Genomic DNA, 21,475 nt, shown 5'->3' with positions numbered 1-21,475 from the left:
TCCTTCCAGCTATCAGATGGCGTTAGCCGCCATTTCAATCATTTGCACTGTGTTTTGCGGGCTCGATGCTTGCGCGGCAAGCCGTTGGAAGCTGTTCCGATACCAAGCGACCTCGGACGTGGTCTCCACGACGAGGCCGCCGCCAGCGTTCTCCATGTAAACCATGGGTGGGTCTTCCGCGTGAAACTCCAGGACGTGGAACGAGCCAGGCATTCCTTGATGGGCACCTGCGGTGAACGGGATCACCTGGAGCGTGATCTTCGGGCGCTGGCTTAGGGCGACCAGGTGAAGTAGCTGCTCACGGTAGGTTTCGGGATCGCCGACTCTGCGTCGAATCGCTGCTTCATCCATGATGACCCACAAGTGCGGGCTGGTTGGACTGGTCAACACCTCTTGGCGGCGCATTCGGATTTCAAGCCGCGTCGCGACCTCTTCGTCGGAGATCTCCGGCGTCATCGCTCGGATCACGGTCTCAGCGTAGCCGTGCGTCTGAAGCAGCCCGAAGATGAACAGGCTTTCGTAGCCCGAGATCCGGGCTGCGTCCGCTTCGAAGGAGGCGAAGCTCCGGTAACTGTCGGGAAGGGTTCCGCCTTCGAACAGCTCCAGCCACTTGAGCTGGCGAGACCGTTTGCGTAGCTCGTGCATCGCGGCACGCTTGTCGGCATCGGTCACGCCGTAGTAGTCCATAAGATGGTTGAGAGTGCCGGCCTGCGGCGTGGTCTTCGCGATCTCTATCCGATGAAGAGCGCCCTGCGAAATCCCCGTATCAGCGCTGACCGCGTCACGCGTGCGGCCTGCCGTTTGACGTAGTTCCAGCATTTCAGCGGCGAGCCGGCGTCTTGCGACGGTCGGTGCTTGCCTGCGGGTGGGCATGCGGCTCGACTCCATCCTCGGCGTCCTTTCGGCAAGTTTCCCTCGCACGATGTGGTGAGCCGTGGCGGGGGATCATCTTTGATCTGTTGTAAAAGTACATGAGGTACTTGTACCGTTGCCTCTAGTCTCCGAGCCGCAACGCATTGTGATCTTGGCGCTTCGTCGAGATTCGGGCCGGGGCGATACCTGCCGATCGAGCAACCTGCCGGGAGCCGAGATGAAGCACAGGCGACAGAGGAGACTGCGGTTTGCCGAACAGCCTGCGGCCGGGCCGTACTGCCGCAGGTCGGTGGCGTGAGCGGGGCGATCGGCAGTGGGGCGGACCATCAGGCGGATCCGGCCGGCTACGACTGCCGAGCCTGTGAAAAGCCATGGCCGTGTGATCCGGCTCGGGAGTACCTGCTCTCGACGACACCGGATCCGGTGCAGCTCAACATGCGGCTGTGGCTGGAGTTGGAGACCGCGGCGGGCGTGTTGCGGCACGAGCCGCCGGCTGAGTTGTTCGAGCGCTTCCTCAAATGGGCGCGCCGCGAGCCGTGACGACTATCGATAGGGGTGTACGACGTGATCGGTGACGAGGGATGGTTCAAGTCCAGTCACAGCACCGGGACGGCCCGGTGTGTGCAGGCCCGCTTCCTGGCGGCCGGGGGAGTGGCGATCCGGCACAGCGCGGACGACCGCAGTGCCGTGTTGCGGTACACGCAGGCCGAGTGGGACGCCTTCGTCCAGGGTGTCAAGGACGGCGAATTCGACGGCCCGCGATGACCACGGCGACGGACGACACGATGATGGAGATCGCCGAGCGGACCGCGGACGCCCTGGCGGCGGCTGGGATGGTCTTCATCGAAGACGACAAGCTCGGTGCGCTGGCCGCGACACTGCGTGGATTCTTCATTGCGGCCAGGGTGGATTTCGACCGTGCCGATGCCGATTGAAACTCAACGGCGCGCGGCGGGCCTGTTCGCCGCCACAGCAGGGAAGGACCGCCAATAGCGAGTGTCGGGCGCACGCTGATGCTTTCGGTGTGCGCGTGACGTCGCGGACGGCGACGGCCGGAGCACACGCTGCGGATCCACGGACGCCCACTGTCGTCCTGGCGGCGATCGGAGCCCTCGGTGCCGCTGCGTGTGCGCCGATCGCTGCCCAATCCCGCGCCCTGGTCGCAGGCACCCACCCACCCGCCACGGGAACGACTGGCGCACCGTCGTGCACCTCAGCCAGTCGGTTTCACCCCGCCCGGCACCGGCACGCACAGGCGAGTCGAACCAGGAAACGGCTCAGATCCGCGAACGGCGGGCGCCGTACAGGAACGTCCTATGGGTGAGCGAAGCGGGCCCAGACGACTTTGCCGTCATGTCGCCGCCGGTGCCCCCATCGGTCGGCGGCATGGTCGACCAGGCGGAGACCTCGTCCGCCGATGACATCGAGACGAACTTCGGTACGGGGCAGCGGCACGGCGGGGGAGCCGTCGGCCACCGCGAGATACAGGTAGCGGGGTCGTAACGCCACCTGCAACGTCATCATGGTGCGGGCATGCATCACCACGTTCGTGACCAGCTCACTCACGACGATCGTGGCCGGGGCGACGAGCTGGGCGACATCCCACATCACGCATGCCTCGGTGACGATGTCGCGGGCTCGGCGCGCGGCACCGGACACGGGGAGCAGGACCTCCCTGAGGTCGTTGCGAACGGCCAGCGCGGACAGCGCCTTCGCCACGGTGGCGTACATCGGCGAGGGCCGCTCGGTGGCCGCCGCCTTGAGGACGGCGGCGGTGGCCGAGTCGGGCTTGCAGACCAGCACCAGGGTTCCGAGCCGGAGTTGAGGCGCGTCCAGGATTCGCGTGAGGATCGCCGCCGCCTCCGGGCTCGTTACGCCGGCATCCGACAGATCGACCACCACAGCACCGGATTCCCGGTCCAGGCACTGCGTCACAGTGCGGTACAGGGCGGCGGGTCCGGACCCGCCGTCGACCTCCCCGTTCACCGTGACGACGGTGTGACCGTCATGGAGCTCCAACTGCCAGGTCAGCGTTTCGGACACAGGCGTCAACTCCTCCACCGGGCCTTTGCCGACAAGATGGTGACCCGCTATGCGACCTCGGAATCATCCGAGTTCCCCGGGGCGGTCGTCTTATGCCCCGGCAACGACCGTTGGTGAGGCGCGGGGTCCGGGCCGGGCGGGCCCGCAAGCCGGTCGGCGCGCCGGTCGATGTCGTGCGCCTGGGCGGTGACCTGCTCACCGAGCGAATCAAGCCGGTCGGCGGTGTCGGGGTTGGGTGTCTGCGCGGCGCTGCGATGCAGGATGGCCTCCGCCACTTCCAGTTGCGCGGCCGTGTGGTGCATGGCTGCGGCGGTGCGCCCAGCATGCGACGTCTCCGTCTCCTCATGTGCAGTCACGGCCGTGATCTACCCGGCCGGATGGATCACTATGCACCCCGTCCGGCACAGTCCGGTCTCGGTTACGGCGTCCGCCTGGTACGTCCGTATGCTGCGGCTATGGATCCATCGGTCGAGATGGCGCTGTCCGGGATGCTGGCGGCCGCCGAGGACGCGACACCGGTGAACGCGGTCGAGGCCGTCACCCGCGAACTCGGTGCGGCACTGCACGCCACCAGCGTCTCCTTCCTCATCGCCGACCTCAGCGGCCGGGCTCTGGTCCGGCTGGCACACGTCCCGCTCGGGCCGGTTGACGGACGCCGCGACGGCGGCGAGGTCGCGACCGTGCTTCCGTTCGACGGCGGCCCCCAGGAGGAGGCGCTACGCACGCAGGCGGTGCAGGTGCACGGCGGCGGCCCGGAATGGACGGTGCTGGCGCCGGTCACCGAACGCGGCGAGGTCATCGGCCTGCTGGAGATCGTCGTCCCGGCCGAGCCCGCGCCCCAGGCGCTCGGGGAGATCGCCCGGACCGCACACGCGCTCGCTTTCGTGGTGATCGCCAACCGCCGCCACACCGACCTGTTCGAGTGGGGACAGCGCACCACCCCGTTCAACCTCTCCGCCGAGATCCAGCGCCGCCTGCTCCCGGGCGCCTTCACCTGTGAGGGCGGATCGTTCACGCTGTCGGGCTGGCTGGAACCGTCGGCGAGCGTCGGCGGGGACACGTTCGACTACAGCCTGGCCCGGGACACCCTGCACTTCAGCGTCACCGACGCCATGGGGCACGGGGTGAACAGCGCGCTGATCGCCACCCTCGGTGTGGGGAGCCTGCGCAACTCGCGTCGAGCCGGGCACAGCCTCATCGAGCAGGCCGACCGGGCCGGCGCCGTGGTCGCTGAGCACGCCCCGGCCCGCGGAGCCTTCATCACCGCCATTCTCGGACGCCTCGATCTGGCCACCGGCAGGTGCGATCTGGTCAACGCCGGGCACATTCCGCCGATCCTGATCCGCCGTGGCCACCCGGAGGAATTGAATCTGCCCCGCAACCTCGGCCTCGGTATGTTCCCCGATCGCAAGGTCCGTCCCGGTGCGGTGACGCTGGAACCCGGTGATCGTCTGGTCGTCGTCACCGACGGCATGCGTGAACGCCGAGCCGCCGCCCTCGATCTCCCGGCCCGGCTGCTGTCGCTCGCCGACCTGCACCCCCGCGAGGCCGCGCGTGCCCTTGCCGACGGCGTCCTCGCGGTGGCCGGCCCCACCCTGCAGGACGACGCCACCCTGTTGATCATCGACTGGCACGGGCACCACGGCCGCCAACGCCGTACCCATGCGGGCGCCGACGTGTCCGCGGCCACCTCAGCCGACCACCGCTGACCGCCGTGCTGCGCTCACGCCGTCAGCGGCGGCATGTCCGCCTCGGCCGCTCCCACCGTGTCGTAGACCTCCATCACCTGATCCAGCGCCGCGACCTGCAGCACGTAGGCGACGATCTCCTGGACCGCGGCGACGCACAGCCGGCCGCCGGCGCTGCGCAGCTCCTTGAACCACGCCAGAAGAACGCCCAGCCCGCTGGAATCCAGGAACGACACGTCGGCGAGGTCCAGAACCACCTGAAGACCGCCGTCGTCAGCGACCTGCCGGATGCATCGATCCAGTTCAGGTGCGGTAGCCATGTCGAGCTGGCCGCCGACCTTCACCACCGTGCAGGCCTTACCCGCCCGCGCTGACAACTGCAGATCCACGACAGCCTCCGGCAAACCGACGGGCCCTTTCGGATCACCCCTGGCAACCCGTGATGTCAATATCCCGCAGCGGCGCCGGCCAATCCCAGCTCCACCGCCGCTGGTTCCCAGTCTGGCCTACACGCCGTGTCCCGGCTCGGGGATCGGATGCGGCAGTTGACCGCTGGTCAGGCGAGTGGTGGGTCGGCGATGGACAGGGCCAGGTCGATCAGGGCGCGAGCGCGGGCGCTGATCAGGGTGAGAAGCGCCTGAGAGTGCGGGGCGTTCGCGGCTGCCTGCCGCAAAGCCTCCAGCCCGGCCGCCAGGTCGCTCAGCGTCGCGGTGAGGTCCGTGTCGCCCGCCCCGTTGAGTGCGGCCGCGATGGTCTGCAGGCTGACACCGTGGTCTTCGAGCTGTCTGATCGTGGCGATGGTGTCGGCGGCCGCGGGGTCGTAGAGGCGGAACCCGCCGCCGGTGCGTTCGGCGGTCCGCAGCAGGCCGAGCTGGGTGTAGTAGTCGACGGTGCGGGTGCTGACGCCTGCCTGGGCCGCGAGTTCTCCGATGCGCATCAGGTTGCTCAACCGGTCGACCTCCCGAAGATCAGCTTTCAGCAACCATACAGTTGTACGTGTTAGTTTGCGACAGTGTCAGATGGTGCTGTCGAAGGTTGTAGTACATGGCCGGGCGTGACCCGGCCCCATGTTCCCCGCGAGGGACGCCGCGAGGGCGGTGATCTCCCGTGCTGATCGCCATCGGTGTTCTCGTCATCGTCCTGCTGACCGCCGCGACCGGCTACTTCGTGGCGCAGGAGTTCGCCTACGTCGCCGTCGACCGCGAGAAGCTGCGCACGATGGCCGACGACGGCGACCCCGCGGCCGTGCGTGCTCTGCGAGTGACGCAGCGACTGTCGTTCGTGTTGTCCGGCGCGCAGGTCGGCATCACCGTCACCGCGCTGCTGGCCGGTTATGTCGCCGAGCCCTACCTGGGCCGCGGCACCGCCGACCTGCTCGGTATGGCCGGGATGTCCGAGACGGTCAGCAAGACGATCTCGATGGTGTTCGCGCTGCTGTTCGCGACCGTGGTGCAGATGGTGCTCGGCGAGCTGGCGCCGAAGAACCTCGCCATCGCCAAACCGGAGACGCTCGCGCGGGCCCTGTCGCGCTCCACGCTGATCTACCTGGCCGTGGTCGGCCCGCTGATCCGGGTGTTCGACGCCACCGCCAACCGGCTGCTGCGTGCCATCGGCATCGAACCGATCGAGGAGCTGCCGCAGGGCGCCACCACCGAGGACCTCGACCGGATCATCGCCAACGCCAGCAGCGAGGGTGACCTCGACGAGCGTGCGGCCCGGCTCCTCGACCACGGCCTGGACTTCCGGGACCGGACGGCGGCCGAGGCGATGCGTCCCCGGGTGGACGTCACCACGATCGGCGCGAGCGAGCCGGCCTCGCGGGTCGTCGAACTGCTCGACACCGGCCACTCCCGGTTCCCGGTGATCGGTTCCGGCGTCGACGACGTCATCGGCGTGGTCTCCATCGCCGACGTGGTCACCCTCGACCCGGCCGCCCGGCCCACCACCACCGTGGGATCGCTGGCCACCGCGCCGGTGGCGCTGCCCGACTCGGTACGACTGCCCGAGGTGCTGGAGGCGTTGAAGAGCGCACACCGGCAGATGGCGATCGTCGTCGACGAGTTCGGTGGCTTCGCCGGCATCATCACCCTCGAGGACGTCGCCGAGGAACTGGTCGGCGACATCCGCGACGAGGACGACCTGCCCGAGCCGGTCATCGAGGCCGACGGCGACGGCGCCTGGCTGATCCCGGGCCGCGCCCGGATCGACGAGATCGCCGACGCCACCGGCGTCCGGCTGCCCGAGCACGACATGTACGACACCGTGTCCGGCCTGATCCTGGCCCGGCTCGGCCACCTTCCGGCGGCCCGTGAGCAGGTCGACGTCCCGCTGCCGCCGGGCGTCGACGCCGACGGCCAACCCGTGTCGCGGGGCGTGGCCCGGCTGACGGTCGTGGCCGTACGCCGCCTCGTCCCCGACCGGGTCGCCCTCACCGTCGTCCACGACCACGCCGAGGGGCAGGTGTCCGCATGAGCACCACCTGGTCGCTGATCGTCTCCGTGGTGCTGCTGGCGCTCAACGGCTTCTTCGTCGCCGCCGAGTTCGCGCTGGTCGCCGCGAAGCGGCACCGGCTCGAGACCGCCGCCGGTGACGGTTCGCGGGGCGCCCGCGCGGCGCTGGCCGGGACCCGGCAGCTGTCGATGACGCTGGCCGGCGCGCAGCTCGGCATCACCCTGTGCACCCTCGGCCTGGGCGCCCTGGCCAAGCCGACCGTGGCGCATCTTCTCGAACCGGTGTTCACCGCGGTCGGCCTGCCCGGCGACGCGGCGTACGTGGTGGCGTTCATCCTCGCCGTCGCCCTGGTCGGGTTCCTGCACGTCGTCGTGGGGGAGATGGCGCCCAAGTCGTGGGCGATCAGCCACCCGGAGAGCTCGGCGCAGATCCTGGCGATCCCGTTCGTCGGGTTCACCACCGTCCTGCGGCCCGTGCTGGTCGCCCTCAACGGGCTGGCCAACGCCTGCCTGCGGCTGATCAAGGTGACCCCGCAGGACGAGCTGGCGCAGGTGCACAACGCCGACCAGTTACGCATGCTGCTGGAGACGTCGAAGGAACACGGCACCATCGAGGACGCGGAACACGAACTGCTGTCGGCGATGCTGAAGGTGCAGTCGATGACCGTACGCCAGGTGATGGTTCCGACCGCGCAGATCCTGGACGTGCCCGCCGACGCCGACGCCCGCGCTGTGGAGGTGCGCAGCACCGAGACCGGCCGATCCCGGCTGCCGGTGACCGACCGTGCCGGGACGATCGTCGGCGTCGTCCACGTCCGCGAGGCGGCCAAAGCCGTCGCCACCGGCGGATCCGTCACGGCACAGGAGCTGATGACCGCTCCGCTGCCGCTGCCGGCCGACACCAGCGTCCTGGACGCTGTCGCGGCGATGCGGCAACGACGCAGCCACCTCGCCCTGGTGTCCGACGCGACCAGCGTGATCGGCCTGGTCACGCTGGAGGACCTGCTGGAACAGGTGATCGGCCAGTTCGACGACGAGACCGACCCGGTCGTCGACGCGGCACGGCGCGCCGGCCGCACCGGAACCGCTCGCTGAGTTCCGCCAGGCCGGCGGAAACCCGGCCGGGCGGATGCAGGTCCACCCCGCTCTCATGGAGGAGAAAGACGTGGTCTTCAAGAGGATGCTCGGCGCGTTCGGCGTCGGCGGCCCCACCGTCGACACGGTGCTGTCGAACCCGGACGCCTACCCCGGTGGGCTGGTGTCCGGTGAGGTGAACCTGACCGGCGGCGGGCACGACGTGGACATCGAGCACATCACCTTGGCACTGGTGACCCGCATGGAGGTCGAGGGCGGTGAGTACGGCGAGGTGGCCACCGGTGAGTTCCACCGGGTGATCGTCAGCGGGCCGATCCGCCTGGCCGAGGGGACGGACCTGTCGGTGCCGTTCCAGCTGGAGCTGCCGTGGGAGACACCGATCACCGCCGTGTACGGCCAGCCGTTGCACGGCATGGTGATGGGCGTGAGTACCGAGGTCTCCATCGCCCGGGCCGTGGACAAGGGCGACCTCGACGCGATCATGGTCAACCCGCTGCCCGTGCAGCAGCGGATCCTGGACGCGTTCAATCAGCTCGGCTTCCGGTTCAAGAGCGCGGATCTGGAGTACGGGGAGATCGCCGGAGCCCCGCAGACGCTGCCGTTCTACCAGGAGATCGAGTACGTCGCCGCGCCCCAGTACTCGCACGCGGTCAACGAGGTCGAGCTGACGTTCGTGACCACCCCGTACACCGTCGAGGTGATCCTGGAGTTCGACAGGCGCGGCGACGGTCTCGGCCGTTACACCGTCGACCACGTCTCCAGCGACTCGATCGACTGGACGCGGCAGGTCGACGGCTGGATCCAGCAGTCCATCGGCCACCGGCAGGACCACGGCGGCTGAGCGCAGCCCCGCTCCGGCGGGGCACATCGGGGGCTCCATGTCCGCATAGAATCGGCGCGCGTTGATCCTGACGTACGGTTTCCCGCCGCGCTTCGCCACGGTGCTGCACTGGCTGCCGTCGTCGTGGGGCCTGGTCGCGGTCGAGGCCGCCGGGCGCGGCGACTGGGCGCTGGTCGCGGCCGCGCTCGGCGGGCTGGTCGTGCTGATCGCCGGTGTGCTCGTGCTCTGGGCGCGGTTGCTGGTCCGGCGTATCACCACCCGGCCGTCGCAGTGGGCGCCGAAGGGCAGCGGCGCGTCCGGGTCGGTGCTGGACCGTCTCGCCGCTCGCGGCGCGACCGGCACAGTCGCGGCGAAGGAGCTGCGCACCTGGTCGCGCGACTTGATGCGCTGCTCACCGTCTGGGGCGGACGCCGAGCCGTTCGGCGCCTGCGAGCCACCGGCCCGGAACTGCTCGCCGCCATGCGCGGCGGCGGCACGGTCACCCTGGCCTCCACCAAGCGCACGTCGACGGCGGCGAAGCTGCCCAAGGGCAAGTCGGCGCTGGTCACCGCGTTGTGGACGCTGTGCTGGATCCCTCGTCCCACTGTTCATGATCTTCAACGGCGGCGAGAGCCGGTTGTGGTTCGCCGCCGTCTACCTGAGCGACCCGTGGCGTGCCCCGGTCGCGGTGGCGTTCATCCTGCTCGGCGCCGCCATGCTGACCCTCGGCGTGACCATCCCGATCCGGCACGAACGCGCTCAGAAGACCGCAACCACCGGCCAGCCGGAACGCGTACTCGAGAACGTCTGACAGCGGATGACGGATGGCGTTCGCCGTCCGTTCCGCCTGCCGTGGCCGGCTGTGCGCCGAGCCGGGAAGGAGAAGGTCGTCGGCTCCGATCAGCGGAGGTTCCACCGTGATCGTTCTCGTGACTCTGATGATGACCCTGTTCGGCGGCACCACGTGGCTAGTCCTGCAGCGGCCACTGGCCAGCAATCCCGAACTTCATGACCGGCTGACATCGGCAGCGTTCCTGTTGTCGTTGGCCGTCGTGGCGGCTGTGCTGCATGCGGCCTTGACCACCTCGCCGTGATCGCGTCGTTTCGCCTCGAGAGCCGTGGGATAGGGCTACGGCGTACGACGGGTGTCGGCGATGTCGCTGCTCCGCCGGTCAGAGGTGTTTGGCGAGCACGTTGGCGATCTCGGCGCGCATCGGGTCGGGGTTCGCCCAGTTCCAGTTCGGATGGGCGCGGTTGGTCATCAGCGAGACGACCAGTTTGCGGCGGGGGTCGATCAGTAGGGACGTGCCGGTGAAGCCGGTGTGACCGAAGGTGGTGGGCGATGACAGCGCGCCCATGAACCACGGCTGCGCGAGCGTCACTCCGAGACCGTGGTGGGAAGGGCGGCCGGGGCGCTCCGGGTCGACGGCGGGCAGGCCGGCGTTGTGGTTGGTCAGCATCTGCTGGACGATTGTGGCCGAGAGCAGCCGCTTGCCGCTGTAGACGCCGCCGGCGAGCAGCATCTGTCCGATCAGGGCGACGTCGCGGGCGGTGCCGAACAGGCCCGCGCTGCCGATGGCTCCGCCCATCTGGGCTGCGATGTCGTCGTGGACGACGCCGCGCAGCAGGCCGCGGGAGGTGCGGGCGTCGGTGGCGGCCAGCCTGGCGGCCTGGTCGGCCTTGCTGAGCCACTTCAGCGGGGTGAACCCGGTCGTGGTCGAGCCCATCGGGGCGGTGATGCCGGTCTTGAGGGCAGCCTCGAGGCTCTGCCCGGTGACCTTCTCGACGAGCTGGGCGGCGACCATCAGCCCGACGCTCGAGTAGCGGAACGTCTTGCCGGGCACCGCGCCGCCGACCAAGGGTGTGGCCAGCACTTTCGCCCGCTGGGCGGCGGCGCTCAGGCCCTTCACCCCGGTGGCCCCGACGGGCAGGCCGCTGGTGTGGGTCAGCAGCATGCGTACGGTGACCTTGTTCTTGTTGGCGCCGGTGAAGCCGGGCAGATAGTGGACGACCGGAGCACCCAGGTTGATCTTGCCTTTGTCGACCTGTTGCAGCAGCAGCACCGATACGTAGACCTTGGTCAGCGAGGCCAGGTCGAAGATCGAGTCGGTACGCATCGCGACCCGCTTCGCCGGGGCGAGTTCGACCGGTCCGGCGCCGTAGCGCAGTGCGTGCCCGACAGCGAGGCTCGCCGTCGTCGCGTTGTTGACCATGACGACCAGGGCGGCCCCGGCGTACGTGGGATGCTTCGGGTTCGCCGTGGTCGGCTTCAGGTACTTGGTCAGCACCGCCGTGAGTGGCGCGACGTAGGCGGGTGTCGCTGCAGCGGCCACCCCGCCACCCGTACCGCCGACGGATTTGGGCTCACCTTGCCGAACGCTCACGTCGCGGTCGCATCCGGCAGCGGCGGCGGTGAGTGCGGCGGCGCCGGCGCTCAGGACATGGCGGCGAGTCATCGACATGACGGCGATCATGTCAGGATCGGTGCATTGCCGGCAGGGGCGCTCCGCTCCCGACCTTGGCGTCAAGAATCTCGGACTCGGCCAGCAGCGGCCGTGGGGCTGTCCGCCCTGGGCGGCCGCCTGCAGACGCTCGTCGGCCGGTTCCGCTTCCAGACCGCGGCCGGTCAGGTGCCGATCCGTGACCCAACCGTTTGCCACTGAACGAGTAACCGTGGTTACATTCGTGTGGCAGGGGGTGGTTGACCATGATGTCGGCGCGACGAGACGACGGAATCGGACAGTGGGTGCTGCTCGCGTACCGGATCCCACGTGAGCCGTCACGCCCGCGGATCGCCGTGTGGCGCAAGCTGGAACGCCTCGGCGTCGCCCGCCTCGGTGACGGCCTGGTCGCCCTGCCGGCGGACGCGCGCACCCGGGAGCAGTTCGACTGGATCGCCGACGAGATCACCGAAGCCGACGGCACGGCGATGGTCTGGCTCGGCAGGCCGACCACCACCGGTCAGGAGCAGCAGATCGCCACCGGCATGCGCATCGCCCGGGCCGCGGAGTATCAGGCCGTGATCGACGAAGCCGTCGGCGCGCAGGCGGGTTCCGGCGCCGAGCGGACGCGGGCGGTACGCCGGTTGCGCAGCGAGTTGCACCGCATCGGGCGCCGTGACTTCTTCCCGCCCGCGGAGCGTGACGCCGCCCGCGCGGCCGTGCAGGCGCTGGTCGGCACCGACATCCTGGACAGCGCCACCGAGGAGCGGGCATGAAGTGGGCCACCCGCGCCGGCGTGCACATCGACCGGGCCGCGTGCGCCTGGCTGATCCGTCGGCACGTCGACCCCGACGCGGTGTTCGTCTTTGTCACGGACCCGTCGGCGGTGACCGCCGACGCCACACCGTTCGACATGCGCGGTGTCGACCTCGGCCATCACGGCGGGGACTGCACGTTCGAGACCATCCTGCGCCGGTACGAACTGCATGACCCGGTGCTGTGGAAGATCGCCGAGATCGTGCACGAGGCCGACATCGACGACGAACGCTTCGACGCACCCGAGGCCCCTGGCCTGGACGTCATCCTGCGCGGCCTGTCGATGATCTGCGACGACGAGCAGACCCTGCGGCTGACCGGCCCGATGTTCGACGGCCTGTACGAGTACCACCGGCGCGCACTGCTGCTCGACCGCCCGCCCGCCTGAGCACCGGAGGAAGAACCCGATGACCACCACCGAACCGGTCCAGCGCGACGTGGTGCCGTTCCGTGACGCCGTGCGGGCCTGGTTCGCCATCAGCCTGCAGACGTTCGGCGGCCCGGCCGGGCAGATCGCCGTCATGCAACGCCACCTCGTCGACGAACGCCGCTGGATCGGGCAGAAGCGGTTCCTGCACGCGCTCAACTACTGCATGCTGTTGCCCGGTCCCGAGGCCCAGCAGCTGGCCATCTACGTCGGCTGGCTGCTCAACGGCCTGCGCGGTGGTCTCGTCGCGGGCACCCTGTTCGTGCTCCCCGGCATGATCGCGCTGCTGGCGCTGTCGGCCGTCTACGTCGGATACGGCGACACCACCGTGGTCACCGCCCTGTTCGCCGGACTCGCCCCCGCCGTGGTCGCGATCGTCGCCCAGGCGGTGTGGCGCGTCGGCAGCCGCGCCCTCAACAACAGGATCCTCATCGGGTTCGCCGTCGTGGCGTTCGTGGCGCTGGCCGTTTTCGGCGTGCCGTTCCCGATCGTCGTCGCGCTGGCCGGCGCCGCCGGATGGGCGTTGCACCGATGGCGTCCACAGCTGGTGACCAGCGGCGGCGGTCACGGCGGCGGCGGTGACGGCCCCGAGCCGCTGATCTCCGACGACGCGTTGCACCACGACCGGCCGTCGGCGAAACGGGCGGGCACCATCCTGCTGATCGGCCTGATCGCCTGGTTCGTGCCCGTCGCCCTGGTCGCCGTCACCACCGGCGTCGGCAGCGTCTACACCCAGCAGGGCCTGTTCTTCTCCGGCACCGCGGTCGTCACCTTCGGCGGCGCCTACGCCGTCCTCGCCTTCGTCGCCCAGCGGGCGGTCGAGCACTACGCCTGGCTGTCGGCCGGTGACATGGTCCGCGGCCTCGCCCTGGCCGAGACGACGCCCGGACCGCTGATCATGGTGGTCCAGTTCGTCGCGTTCCTCGGCGCCTACAACAACCCCGGCGTCCTCGACCCCTGGGTCGCCGGCGTCGTCGCCTCCCTGCTCACCACCTGGGTCACGTTCGTGCCCTGCTTCCTGTTCATCCTGCTCGGCGCCCCCTACGTCGAGAGGCTGCGCGGCAACCACGCCCTGTCCGCAGCGCTGACCGGCATCACCGCTGCCGTCGTCGGGGTCATCGCCAACCTGGGTCTGTACTTCGCTGTGCACACCCTGTTCGCCGAGGTTCGCACCGTGACGACGGGGCCGTTCGATCTGCAGGTGCCGCAGTTCGGCACCATCCGCTGGGTGCCGGTGGCCATCGCGGTCATCGCCGCCGTACTGATCTTCAAGGTGAAGTGGTCGGTCCTGCGGGTTCTCGGGGTGTGTGCGCTTCTCGGCCTGGCCGCCGGGCTGGCCGGCCTGCCCGGAACCTGACCGGGGCCGCCGTCGCGCACCCCGCAGTCGTGCTGCCGCGTTCACCGCAGCCCTGTGCCCGCCACGCGCCGCCGATGGATAGGTGGGGCTGACGTTTTATCTTCGCAGCCGATATATCGGCGGTGTGGAGACACCGCTGCGCGAACCCACGTTTCTGATCCTCACGGCCCTGGCCGCGGAGCCCCTGCACGGCTACGGGCTGATCACCGAAGTGGCCCGGCTGCCCGACGGCCGTGTGTCGCTGCGCCCCGGCACGCTGGAACGCCGCTACCTACGATTGATCCGGCTCTTCTACCCGGCCGGCTACCGCGACGAGTGGGGCGCCGAGATCGTGGACGCCTACCTCGCCCTGTCCGCGCCGGCCAGGCGGTGGCCTTCGCCCGCCGACGTCAACGACCTGATCAAAGGCGGGCTTCGCCAGCGGGTACGCGCGATCGCCGCCACCGCAGTCGCGTCAGGCGTGCCCCTGGCCGCGACGCTGGCGCTGGTGACCGCCACGGCACTCGCCGCCGGGGTGGTGCTTCTGTCGGTGACGGTGCTCGTCGCTGTGGGGCCGGCGGTGCGCAGCGGGCGCGAGCGCCGTCAGCGGGTGGGGGACGTCCAGACCGGTTGCAGCACGTGCCAGTCGTGGGGATGCCGCCGGACGGCGTCGGTGAAGACGTCGGCCAGCTCCTGCGTCATCGCCGCCACCCGGGCCCGGACGGTGCCGTCATCGCCGGGAACGATCTCGGGGTGGATGCGGACCCGCAGTTGCGGGCCGTCGTACCAGAGCGTCGCGGGCATCAGCGCGGCCCCGGTGCGCAGCGCCAGCTGAGCGGGCCCGGCCGGGAACGTCGTCGGCGCGTCGCAGAACCGGACGCCGATGCCGGCCGCGGACGTGTCCCGGTCGGCGACCAGGCACACCACCTCGCCGTCTCGCAGCCGCCGGGCGAGCGCGGTGACCGCCCGCCGGGTCTCGTCGGCGGGGAGCACCTCGATGCCGAGTGCGGCACGGTGGCTGACGAACCGCTGGTAGAGCCGCTCCGGGCGCAGGCGCTGCGCGACCGTGGTGAACGGGTGCCCGTTGAGCACCAGCGCGGCCCCGGCCAGGTCCCAGTTGCCGCTGTGCGGCAGCGCCAGCACCACGCCGCGTCCGGCGTCACGGGCGGCGGCCACCCGGTCCAGTGACTCGAAGAGCACGGTGTCGCGGATCCGGTCCCGGCTCCAGCCGGTGAGCCCGAAGAACTCCCGCCAGTAACGCAGGTAGGAGTGCGCGCCCGTCGCCGCCGCGGCGGCGACAGCGGCACTGTCCGGGGCCTGGCCGAGGACCTGGCCCAGGTTGACCCGCAGCTGTCGAACCCCGCCCGCGCCGGACCACCGCATCCCCGCGGCAATGGAGTCGAAGACGAACACGGCGACCGGGTCCGGCAATCGCGGCGTGACCCGCCAGGCGAGTCCGTAGAGCCGGCTGACCAGATCCCATCCCACGCCGGGATGATAGCGGCCGGGGCTGCGGCCCAAGTTTCCGGCTTGTGTTCGAGATATTGCAAGAAACCGTTCAACTATTGCGGTTCTGTGACCGCGACTGTCACGATGACCGTCGATCCCTTCCCCCTCTCCCGGATCGACTGGAGTTCCCATGGCAGTCACTCGGCGTAGCCTGCTGTCCTCAGCCGCCCTCGGCCCGCCGGCCGCCCTCCTCGCCGGCGCCGCACCGGCCCGCGCCGCATCACCCGTCGGTGACGTGGTCGGCAAGGTCAGCGTCGGCTACCAGGGCTGGTTCGCCTGCCCTGGCGACGGTGCGCCGATCGGCGGCTGGTGGCACTGGAGCCGCGACCGCTTCCAGCCGCCGTCACCCACCAACACCACCATCGTGTCCTGGCCAGACCTGCGCGATTTCACGCACACGTACCCGACGGCGTACCCGAACCTCGGCGACGGGCGGCCCGCCACGCTGTTCTCGTCCTACGACCAGCAGACCGTCGACACGCACTTCGACTGGATGCGGACCTACGGCATCGACACCGCCGCGCTGCAGCGGTTCAACCCGTTCGGCGACGAGGGCCCGACCCGCGACGCGATGACTCAGAAGGTGCGGGCCGCGGCCGAACGGACCGGCCGCAAGTTCTACATCATGTACGACGTCACCGGCTGGGCGAACATGCAGACCCAGACGAAGACCGACTGGACGACCAAGATGTCGGCGCACACCGCGTCCAGCGCGTACGCGAGGCAGAACGGCAAACCGGTCGTCTGCATCTGGGGCTTCGGCTTCAACGACGACGGCCGGCCGTTCACCCCGGCCCAATGCCTCGACGTCGTCAACTGGTTCAAGGCGCAGGGCTGCTACGTGATCGGCGGCGTACCCACGTACTGGCGCGAGGGAAAGAACGACAGCCGGACCGGGTTCCTCGACGTCTACCACGCCTTCAACATGCTGTCGCCGTGGATGGTCGGCCGCACCGGCGACCTCGCCGGACTCGACTGGTTCGCCACCAACGTCAACGCCGCCGACCAGGCCGACTGCAACGCGCACGGCATCGACTACCAGCCGTGCGTGCTGCCCGGCGATCTCTCGTCGGGGCACCGCAGGCACGGCGACTTCTACTGGCGCAGCGTCTACAACATGATCCGGCTGGGCGCACAGGGTCTCTACGTGTCCATGTTCGACGAGTTCAACGAGGGCAACCAGATCGCCAAGACCGCCGAGACGGCCGCGTCCGTGCCGGCCGGCACCGGGATCCGCGCGCTCGACGAGGACGGCACCTTCTGCTCCGCCGACTACTACCTGCGGATCACCACGGACGCCGGAAGAATGCTCAAAGGTCAAATTCCCCTGACTTCCGTACGCCCGACGCAGCCGACCACCGGAACCACCCCGCCCCCGCAACCCACCGGAGATCTCGCCGCCGGCAAGGCGGTGAGCGCCAGCAGCGTGAACGGTCCCTACGCCGCCGCGAACGCTGTCGACACGAGCACCGCCAGTTACTGGGAGTCCAGCGGCGCGCTCCCGCAGTGGCTCCAGGTGGACCTGGGCGGTGCCTACACCGTGAAGAGCCTGGTCATGCGCCTGCCCGCCGGATGGGAGAGGCGTACTCAGACGGTCACCGTGCAGGGCAGCACCGACGGCTCGAGCTACAGCACCCTGGCCGCCTCCGCCGGCCACGTCTTCGACCCCGGCTCCGGCAACGCGGTGACGGTGACGCTCTCCACCGCGACCGCCCGCTACGTGCGGCTCGCGTTCACGGCCAACACCGGCTGGCCGGCGGCCCAGCTGGCGCAACTGCAGGTGTACGGGGACGCGCCGACAACCCCACCGCCCGTCACCGACCTCGCGCGCGGCAAACCGGCCACGGCGAGCGGCCAGGCCCAGGCGTACGGGCCGGGCAACACCGTCGACGCGGACACGAACAGCTACTGGGAGAGCGCCAACAACGCCTTCCCGCAGTGGATCCAGGTCGACCTCGGCTCGGCCGTCGCGGTCGGCCGGGTGGTCCTGAAACTGCCGCCCTCGTGGGGTGCGCGTACCCAGACGCTCGCGATCTCCGGAAGCACCAGCGGGTCCGCGTTCACCACGCTCGCCGCGGCCGCCGGGCGGGCTTTCGATCCCGCATCCGGCAACACGGTGACGGTCAGCTTCCCGGCCGCCACCACCCGATACCTGCGGGTCACCGCGACGGCGAACTCCGGCTGGCCGGCCGGGCAGCTGTCGGCGATCGAGGCCTACGCGAGCTGACCGGACCCCGTACCTGCCGAAGTACGTCCGCGCAGATCAGGCCGTGGGCTGTGCCGGCAGCATTGCTGCCGGCACAGCCCATTCACCGGTCAGCTCGCGGCGACTCCGAAGGTGACCCCGGCGGGCAAGCCGTTGGCTCCTGCGGTCCACGTGTTTCCGGCCGTGGGGCTGTCGCTCGCGAGGCTGCTCCACGGCACCGACTGGACTGTCTGACGGGCAGGGCTCCCCACGTACAGCTGCGCCGGTGAGTTGCCGAGATAGGCGCCGATGAGTTCCTGCTTGGCAGGGGTGCCGGCCAGTGCTGCGGATTCGCGGGTCAGCGTCACCGGCGTGACCGATGCGGGGGCGGCGGGGAAGACGGCGAGCGCCCCGGCGTCGGCGTGGCCGCCGACGTCCCTACCGGGAATCCCGGCCACGCCGGTCAGCGTGGAACCTCCCAGCTGGACCTGTTCGCCGAAGTAGTCGCCGTCGTTCGGGCTGGCGTCGGTGACCGCACCGATGGCGGTCCACGACGTGGCGCTCACCGCGATGCGGAAGACCTTGCCGGCGTCGGTCTTGGTCCCGACGTCTTCGCCGGGTGCGCCGATGAGCAGCAGGGAGCCGGGTGCCCCGCTGACGGTGTACGGAGCCATTGCCAGTGATTTGCCCAGGTTGTCGCCCTGGTTGATCGCGTCGCCCAGGGTCGTTGCGTTGTCGCCCACGACACCGATGTTCTTCAGTACGGTGCCGGTGATCTCGTGAGTGAACAGGGACACCATTCCGTGCCAGGTGGCGCTGACGATCGCTTCGCCGGGTGAGCCGACGGCGAGGTGGGTCGGCGACCCTGCCAGGGAGTAGCCGACTCGGTCGTCGTTCTCCGCGGCACCGGTCACTCCGGCGCCGGTCCACATGGTGATGTTGGTGGTGCCGCGGTGGTAGTGCACGAGTCCGGCGTCGACGCCCGTGTTGACGTCTTCACCCGGCGCACCGATGATGCCCAGATCGATCACGTGCTCCCGAAGGATCTCGGCGGATGCGGCTCCTCTCATAATGGATGCGTGGCTTGCCGGTCGTGCAATAGAGATAAGACGAATGAAACGGTAGAGCAATGGGATGCGAGAACCTTGGATGAGGCGGGAATGTTGCTTGATGCTACCGGTCTAAACCTTATCAATCTGTGAAGCTGCCCGATTAAACGGTGACTGCCGCTAAGCATTTCATGTCTATTTGTAGTCGGGGTAATCGTGACAGCTGGTATCCGGCGATTTCTGGCTTGAGGCGCCAGAACTTATCCGCGTAGTAGGAGCAGTCATCGCTGCGACTCTGAGTAAGGGTCGCCCTGCGATGACTGCCTTGCTTCGTGGGAAGTTGTCGGCGTGGCCACTTGGCCCTTGGGCGATGATGTGTCCGGATCGATCTGTTACCTCCGAGTGCGTTAGAATTCCGGTGGTTGCAGACGTTGTGCAACATGCGGCGCCCTGGAGTAATGGTTTTCGAGTATTGCCACCTTCTGGAGAAAATGGAGGTCTAGTTGTCTATTGTAGATATCGGGCAACGGTTACCTACGATTGATGCACTCCTGCGGCGGGCGCGCTCTATTGCGATGATAGAGGCTGTGCTAATGCCCGACGAGGAGCGTCGTCGATATTTTTTCGCGGATGCTTGGCGTCCGGATGGTCAGCTTTTCTGGATGGACGACAATGTCGGTAATGACTTGTCGATAGCATTTGTTCCGCAGGGTGCGCTAATTAAAGGATTTCATCATGAATCGCCGCTGAGCCCTTCAGTGAATGATGATGAAGTGTGGCCCGGAATGATGGATGGAATTCCGGATTTCCTGCAAAGCGTTCTGGAGGATCCTAGCTTAATTGATGATGATGGCATTTTGTCTGCTACGTTCCTCGCATGGCGGACCCCCGAGGACCGCTTGTGGCGGCACGGGGATCTTGAGCTAGCAGAAGTGTCGTTTTCTGGTACCGACATAGACGGCTCGGGAATGCTGTTCCCCTTGATTGATGAAACCCCCTTGAGTTACTTGGAGGCGGCCGAGTCATACTACGATCGTCAGATCGCTCGTGAAGCCGCAATTGCGATCTGGCGAGGCGATCCGCTGACTGATAGCGTTATTCGTGAATTGAATGCTTCGGCAGATGTGCTGAATGCGCGGGAAGAAGCAGGGATAATCGGATATCAGGTACAGTGATCTCGAATTTCTTCCGGTTGGCGCCAAGTTTCCATTCAGTCAAATTTGCTCTTCAGCTCTGCGAATCATAAAGAGGGTGAGCTGAAGAACTGTTGGTGGGTAGAATCCGAGCCAGGTGCTGAGTTGGTATTGCAGGTGCCGTAGGACGGCGTAGAGGCTCAGGGCTGCCCTGCTGCTTTTCGGTCGGCGAGCCTCAGTTGGGTGAGGAAGAGTTGCGCGGTGGTGGTGACGTGGCGGTGCCAGCCGATCCAGAAACGGCCTTCGATATCCTCGAGGCCGAGGCCGAGGCCGAGGCCGATCTTCAATTTGCGGTAGTCATGCTCGGTGCGCCAACGGCTCTTGGCGAGGTGAACCAGGTCGGGCATGGTGGTGTCGGCGGGCAGGTCGGACAGCCAGTAGTCGCTGGGCTCCTCGTCTCCGGGTGGCCACTGCATGAGCAGCCAGTAACGCGTTGGTTTCCGGCTTAGCTCCCATGGTTTTGGCGGCGGTGCAGAGCCTGCTTGGGGAGGCCGTAGGCCGTGTTGGTGCTACCAGCGACCATGGGCTGGTGCTGGACTTCGGCCGCCCGATCCGTCGGGCGGACGAGGGCGGCGTGCAACGCGGCGAACGGCGGCTTGCCACCTACAACGCCGACTGACGGTTGAAGCTGCCGGATGGCACATTCCTCGGATCGAGGGAGCCGGCCATCGCGGCGCGGACTGTCGGAAAGCTGCCCATGGGTATGACCGTCGAGCAGATAGCGGTAGACCCAGTTTCCCTGGAGGTGTCGATTGCTCTCGGCGTAGCGGCGGTCCGAATTGTTCCGTCCGGCTACCAGCCGTCAGGGTGGCGAAGCGAGGACGGTTCCGAACCGCTGCCCTACTGGAAATTGCGGCTTCCGGAAGGTGCGGCGTTGTCCGTCGGACCTGGCCTGACCTCCCGCTGGAGCACCTCGCGTGAATGATGGTGGAAGCATTCAAGGCGGACACGACGAGTTCTTTCACCGCGTTCATGCGGCATTTGGTCGGCATTCAGGTGAAAGATGTCGTGCTCCAGGCCGGCAGCTTCGTGATCATCGATCTCGTCGGATCGGCCGAACGTCCTGCGGAACTCTTCGACGATGCTGTCCTGTGGATCTACATGGCCGCGTGGCGGTTGGACGTCGCTGGGCAGCCGATGGTGGGACACGAGGACGCCCAGCCAGACATGAGGGCGGCGGTGTCGTCGATTGTGGGACGTGCTCTCACCAGCGCGCAGGAGGATCTCGACCGTCTGGATGTGGTGTTCCATTTTGGTGATGTCTCCATAAAGGTCTTTCCGATGGACTTCGCTGTCGTCTCCGACGGTGGATCGGTCCACTGGGCGGCGTGGTCGCCCTCAGGGCAGGTGCTGATTGCTGGACCGGGCGCTCGGCGCGATGTGGAGGAGGCTGCTCGCTCGCAGCTGACTGCGGAGCTGACCTACATGAGGGACTACGAGAGCTCCGATGAACCTTGAGCCTTTTTCATCCTGCGTAGCGGTTGGCTTCGACGTGGTGCAGAACGAGGATGGCCTGCACGATCGCGGTGGCTCGGCGTGGGCAGCAGCGC

The 21,475-nt window shown here is 68.3% G+C and carries 24 protein-coding genes and 3 pseudogenes; 17 read left to right on the top strand and 10 right to left on the bottom strand.

Features of this window, described 5'->3' with window-relative positions:
- Positions 1 to 12: 12 nt before the first annotated feature.
- Entirely contained in the window at positions 13 to 888 is an 876-nt protein-coding gene (locus CLV67_RS43135) for a helix-turn-helix domain-containing protein (RefSeq protein WP_106329380.1), read from the bottom strand.
- Positions 889 to 1,167: 279 nt separating this feature from the next.
- Between CLV67_RS43135 and CLV67_RS43130 the strand changes: the two genes are divergently transcribed.
- From CLV67_RS43130 to CLV67_RS52380, 3 genes are read left to right on the top strand one after another with little or no spacing between them, the layout of a single operon-like run.
- Complete coding sequence (locus CLV67_RS43130) at positions 1,168 to 1,413, top strand: hypothetical protein (protein ID WP_239166825.1); 246 nt, start codon at positions 1,168 to 1,170, stop codon at positions 1,411 to 1,413.
- A 24-nt stretch (positions 1,414 to 1,437) separates the two neighbouring features.
- Positions 1,438 to 1,638, top strand: coding sequence for a DUF397 domain-containing protein (locus CLV67_RS43125; protein WP_249037986.1), 201 nt, complete (start codon positions 1,438 to 1,440; stop codon positions 1,636 to 1,638).
- Positions 1,635 to 1,808, top strand: a complete 174-nt coding sequence (locus CLV67_RS52380; RefSeq protein WP_170154222.1) for a hypothetical protein — start codon at positions 1,635 to 1,637, stop codon at positions 1,806 to 1,808. The genes CLV67_RS43125 and CLV67_RS52380 overlap by 4 nt, the downstream gene beginning before the upstream one ends.
- Before the next feature lie 379 nt (positions 1,809 to 2,187).
- Here CLV67_RS52380 and CLV67_RS43120 read toward each other — a convergent pair whose 3' ends face one another.
- Together CLV67_RS43120 and CLV67_RS43115 are read right to left on the bottom strand one after the other, a co-directional pair.
- Positions 2,188 to 2,916, bottom strand: coding sequence for an ATP-binding protein (locus CLV67_RS43120; RefSeq protein ID WP_106329378.1), 729 nt, complete (start codon positions 2,914 to 2,916; stop codon positions 2,188 to 2,190).
- Positions 2,917 to 2,963: 47 nt separating this feature from the next.
- Positions 2,964 to 3,272 (bottom strand): hypothetical protein, encoded by a 309-nt coding sequence (locus tag CLV67_RS43115; RefSeq protein ID WP_106329376.1) that lies wholly within the window; start codon positions 3,270 to 3,272, stop codon positions 2,964 to 2,966.
- Between the two features lie 99 nt (positions 3,273 to 3,371).
- Here CLV67_RS43115 and CLV67_RS43110 point away from each other — a divergent pair, with 99 nt between their 5' ends.
- Positions 3,372 to 4,625: a PP2C family protein-serine/threonine phosphatase gene (locus CLV67_RS43110; protein WP_106329375.1), complete on the top strand. Its 1,254-nt coding sequence runs from the start codon at positions 3,372 to 3,374 to the stop codon at positions 4,623 to 4,625.
- Between the two features lie 14 nt (positions 4,626 to 4,639).
- On the opposite strand, the gene CLV67_RS43105 is transcribed toward CLV67_RS43110, so the two are convergent.
- A complete protein-coding gene (locus tag CLV67_RS43105; protein ID WP_106329373.1) occupies positions 4,640 to 4,993 on the bottom strand; it encodes an STAS domain-containing protein in 354 nt (117 codons plus the stop codon).
- Between the two features lie 167 nt (positions 4,994 to 5,160).
- On the bottom strand, positions 5,161 to 5,553 hold the full coding sequence (locus CLV67_RS43100) for a MerR family transcriptional regulator (RefSeq protein ID WP_203737679.1): 393 nt from the start codon (positions 5,551 to 5,553) through the stop codon (positions 5,161 to 5,163).
- A gap of 158 nt (positions 5,554 to 5,711) precedes the next feature.
- Here CLV67_RS43100 and CLV67_RS43095 point away from each other — a divergent pair, with 158 nt between their 5' ends.
- From CLV67_RS43095 to CLV67_RS52375, 5 genes are all read left to right on the top strand, one after another.
- Positions 5,712 to 7,076 carry a hemolysin family protein gene (locus tag CLV67_RS43095; RefSeq protein WP_106329371.1) on the top strand — a complete coding sequence of 455 codons (1,365 nt, stop codon included), beginning with the start codon at positions 5,712 to 5,714 and terminating at the stop codon, positions 7,074 to 7,076.
- Positions 7,073 to 8,149 carry a hemolysin family protein gene (locus CLV67_RS43090; RefSeq protein WP_106329369.1) on the top strand — a complete coding sequence of 359 codons (1,077 nt, stop codon included), beginning with the start codon at positions 7,073 to 7,075 and terminating at the stop codon, positions 8,147 to 8,149. Before CLV67_RS43095 ends, CLV67_RS43090 begins: the two co-directional genes overlap by 4 nt.
- A gap of 55 nt (positions 8,150 to 8,204) precedes the next feature.
- The gene (locus CLV67_RS43085) at positions 8,205 to 8,990 is read left to right on the top strand and encodes a sporulation protein (protein WP_307833900.1); all 786 of its coding nucleotides are present in this window, start codon (positions 8,205 to 8,207) and stop codon (positions 8,988 to 8,990) included.
- A 61-nt stretch (positions 8,991 to 9,051) separates the two neighbouring features.
- Entirely contained in the window at positions 9,052 to 9,780 is a 729-nt protein-coding gene (locus tag CLV67_RS43080; RefSeq protein ID WP_106329365.1) for a hypothetical protein, read from the top strand.
- A gap of 106 nt (positions 9,781 to 9,886) precedes the next feature.
- The gene (locus tag CLV67_RS52375) at positions 9,887 to 10,063 is read left to right on the top strand and encodes a hypothetical protein (protein WP_170154221.1); all 177 of its coding nucleotides are present in this window, start codon (positions 9,887 to 9,889) and stop codon (positions 10,061 to 10,063) included.
- Between the two features lie 78 nt (positions 10,064 to 10,141).
- Here the strand turns inward: CLV67_RS52375 and CLV67_RS43075 are convergent, their stop codons facing one another.
- Positions 10,142 to 11,431, bottom strand: coding sequence for a serine hydrolase domain-containing protein (locus CLV67_RS43075; RefSeq protein WP_239166824.1), 1,290 nt, complete (start codon positions 11,429 to 11,431; stop codon positions 10,142 to 10,144).
- A gap of 245 nt (positions 11,432 to 11,676) precedes the next feature.
- Here CLV67_RS43075 and CLV67_RS43070 point away from each other — a divergent pair, with 245 nt between their 5' ends.
- The 4 genes and pseudogenes from CLV67_RS43070 to CLV67_RS53950 form a co-directional block, all read left to right on the top strand.
- Complete coding sequence (locus CLV67_RS43070) at positions 11,677 to 12,186, top strand: Chromate resistance protein ChrB (protein WP_203737678.1); 510 nt, start codon at positions 11,677 to 11,679, stop codon at positions 12,184 to 12,186.
- Positions 12,183 to 12,614 (top strand): chromate resistance protein ChrB domain-containing protein, encoded by a 432-nt coding sequence (locus tag CLV67_RS43065; protein ID WP_106329361.1) that lies wholly within the window; start codon positions 12,183 to 12,185, stop codon positions 12,612 to 12,614. Before CLV67_RS43070 ends, CLV67_RS43065 begins: the two co-directional genes overlap by 4 nt.
- Positions 12,615 to 12,633: 19 nt before the next feature.
- Complete coding sequence (gene chrA, locus CLV67_RS43060; protein WP_106329359.1) at positions 12,634 to 14,010, top strand: chromate efflux transporter; 1,377 nt, start codon at positions 12,634 to 12,636, stop codon at positions 14,008 to 14,010.
- Positions 14,011 to 14,134: 124 nt separating this feature from the next.
- Positions 14,135 to 14,293 (top strand): annotated as a pseudogene (locus CLV67_RS53950) (PadR family transcriptional regulator); the annotation flags it as partial.
- A 299-nt stretch (positions 14,294 to 14,592) separates the two neighbouring features.
- Here CLV67_RS53950 and CLV67_RS43050 read toward each other — a convergent pair.
- Complete coding sequence (locus tag CLV67_RS43050; protein ID WP_203737677.1) at positions 14,593 to 15,477, bottom strand: phosphatidylinositol mannoside acyltransferase; 885 nt, start codon at positions 15,475 to 15,477, stop codon at positions 14,593 to 14,595.
- A 151-nt stretch (positions 15,478 to 15,628) separates the two neighbouring features.
- Between CLV67_RS43050 and CLV67_RS43045 the strand changes: the two genes are divergently transcribed.
- Positions 15,629 to 17,725: a glycoside hydrolase family 99 protein gene (locus tag CLV67_RS43045; protein WP_106329355.1), complete on the top strand. Its 2,097-nt coding sequence runs from the start codon at positions 15,629 to 15,631 to the stop codon at positions 17,723 to 17,725.
- Positions 17,726 to 17,814: 89 nt separating this feature from the next.
- Here CLV67_RS43045 and CLV67_RS43040 read toward each other — a convergent pair whose 3' ends face one another.
- Positions 17,815 to 18,753 carry a hypothetical protein gene (locus CLV67_RS43040; RefSeq protein WP_170154219.1) on the bottom strand — a complete coding sequence of 313 codons (939 nt, stop codon included), beginning with the start codon at positions 18,751 to 18,753 and terminating at the stop codon, positions 17,815 to 17,817.
- Here CLV67_RS43040 and CLV67_RS54895 point away from each other — a divergent pair.
- A complete protein-coding gene (locus CLV67_RS54895) occupies positions 18,637 to 18,885 on the top strand; it encodes an HNH endonuclease (RefSeq protein ID WP_373873208.1) in 249 nt (82 codons plus the stop codon). The two genes, CLV67_RS43040 and CLV67_RS54895, sit on opposite strands and share 117 nt — an antisense overlap.
- Positions 18,886 to 19,235: 350 nt before the next feature.
- Positions 19,236 to 19,907 (top strand): hypothetical protein, encoded by a 672-nt coding sequence (locus CLV67_RS51440; protein ID WP_146169522.1) that lies wholly within the window; start codon positions 19,236 to 19,238, stop codon positions 19,905 to 19,907.
- A gap of 158 nt (positions 19,908 to 20,065) precedes the next feature.
- Here CLV67_RS51440 and CLV67_RS43030 read toward each other — a convergent pair.
- Positions 20,066 to 20,350: pseudogene (locus CLV67_RS43030) on the bottom strand (IS701 family transposase); the annotation flags it as partial.
- Positions 20,351 to 20,846: 496 nt separating this feature from the next.
- Between CLV67_RS43030 and CLV67_RS43025 the strand changes: the two are divergent.
- Entirely contained in the window at positions 20,847 to 21,383 is a 537-nt protein-coding gene (locus CLV67_RS43025) for a hypothetical protein (RefSeq protein WP_146169521.1), read from the top strand.
- 7 nt (positions 21,384 to 21,390) lie between these two features.
- On the opposite strand, the pseudogene CLV67_RS43020 reads toward CLV67_RS43025, so the two are convergent.
- Positions 21,391 to 21,475: pseudogene (locus tag CLV67_RS43020) on the bottom strand (IS5/IS1182 family transposase); the annotation flags it as partial.

This window comes from Actinoplanes italicus, from assembly GCF_003001815.1.
Taxonomy (GTDB): domain Bacteria; phylum Actinomycetota; class Actinomycetes; order Mycobacteriales; family Micromonosporaceae; genus Actinoplanes; species Actinoplanes italicus.
The sequence above is the reverse complement of the archived record's forward strand: the minus strand, read 5'-3'. Positions and strand labels throughout refer to the sequence as shown.

Coding starts and splice junctions, on each gene's coding strand:
- CLV67_RS43135 (WP_106329380.1), bottom strand. CDS start 888: ATGGAGTCGAGCCGCATGCCCACCCGCAGGCAAGCACCGACCGTCGCA.
- CLV67_RS52380 (WP_170154222.1), top strand. CDS start 1,635: ATGACCACGGCGACGGACGACACGATGATGGAGATCGCCGAGCGGACC.
- CLV67_RS43110 (WP_106329375.1), top strand. CDS start 3,372: ATGGATCCATCGGTCGAGATGGCGCTGTCCGGGATGCTGGCGGCCGCC.
- CLV67_RS43090 (WP_106329369.1), top strand. CDS start 7,073: ATGAGCACCACCTGGTCGCTGATCGTCTCCGTGGTGCTGCTGGCGCTC.
- CLV67_RS43085 (WP_307833900.1), top strand. CDS start 8,205: ATGGAGGAGAAAGACGTGGTCTTCAAGAGGATGCTCGGCGCGTTCGGC.
- CLV67_RS43075 (WP_239166824.1), bottom strand. CDS start 11,431: ATGTCGATGACTCGCCGCCATGTCCTGAGCGCCGGCGCCGCCGCACTC.
- CLV67_RS43070 (WP_203737678.1), top strand. CDS start 11,677: ATGATGTCGGCGCGACGAGACGACGGAATCGGACAGTGGGTGCTGCTC.
- CLV67_RS43065 (WP_106329361.1), top strand. CDS start 12,183: ATGAAGTGGGCCACCCGCGCCGGCGTGCACATCGACCGGGCCGCGTGC.
- chrA (WP_106329359.1), top strand. CDS start 12,634: ATGACCACCACCGAACCGGTCCAGCGCGACGTGGTGCCGTTCCGTGAC.
- CLV67_RS43045 (WP_106329355.1), top strand. CDS start 15,629: ATGGCAGTCACTCGGCGTAGCCTGCTGTCCTCAGCCGCCCTCGGCCCG.
- CLV67_RS43040 (WP_170154219.1), bottom strand. CDS start 18,753: ATGAGAGGAGCCGCATCCGCCGAGATCCTTCGGGAGCACGTGATCGAT.
- CLV67_RS43025 (WP_146169521.1), top strand. CDS start 20,847: ATGATGGTGGAAGCATTCAAGGCGGACACGACGAGTTCTTTCACCGCG.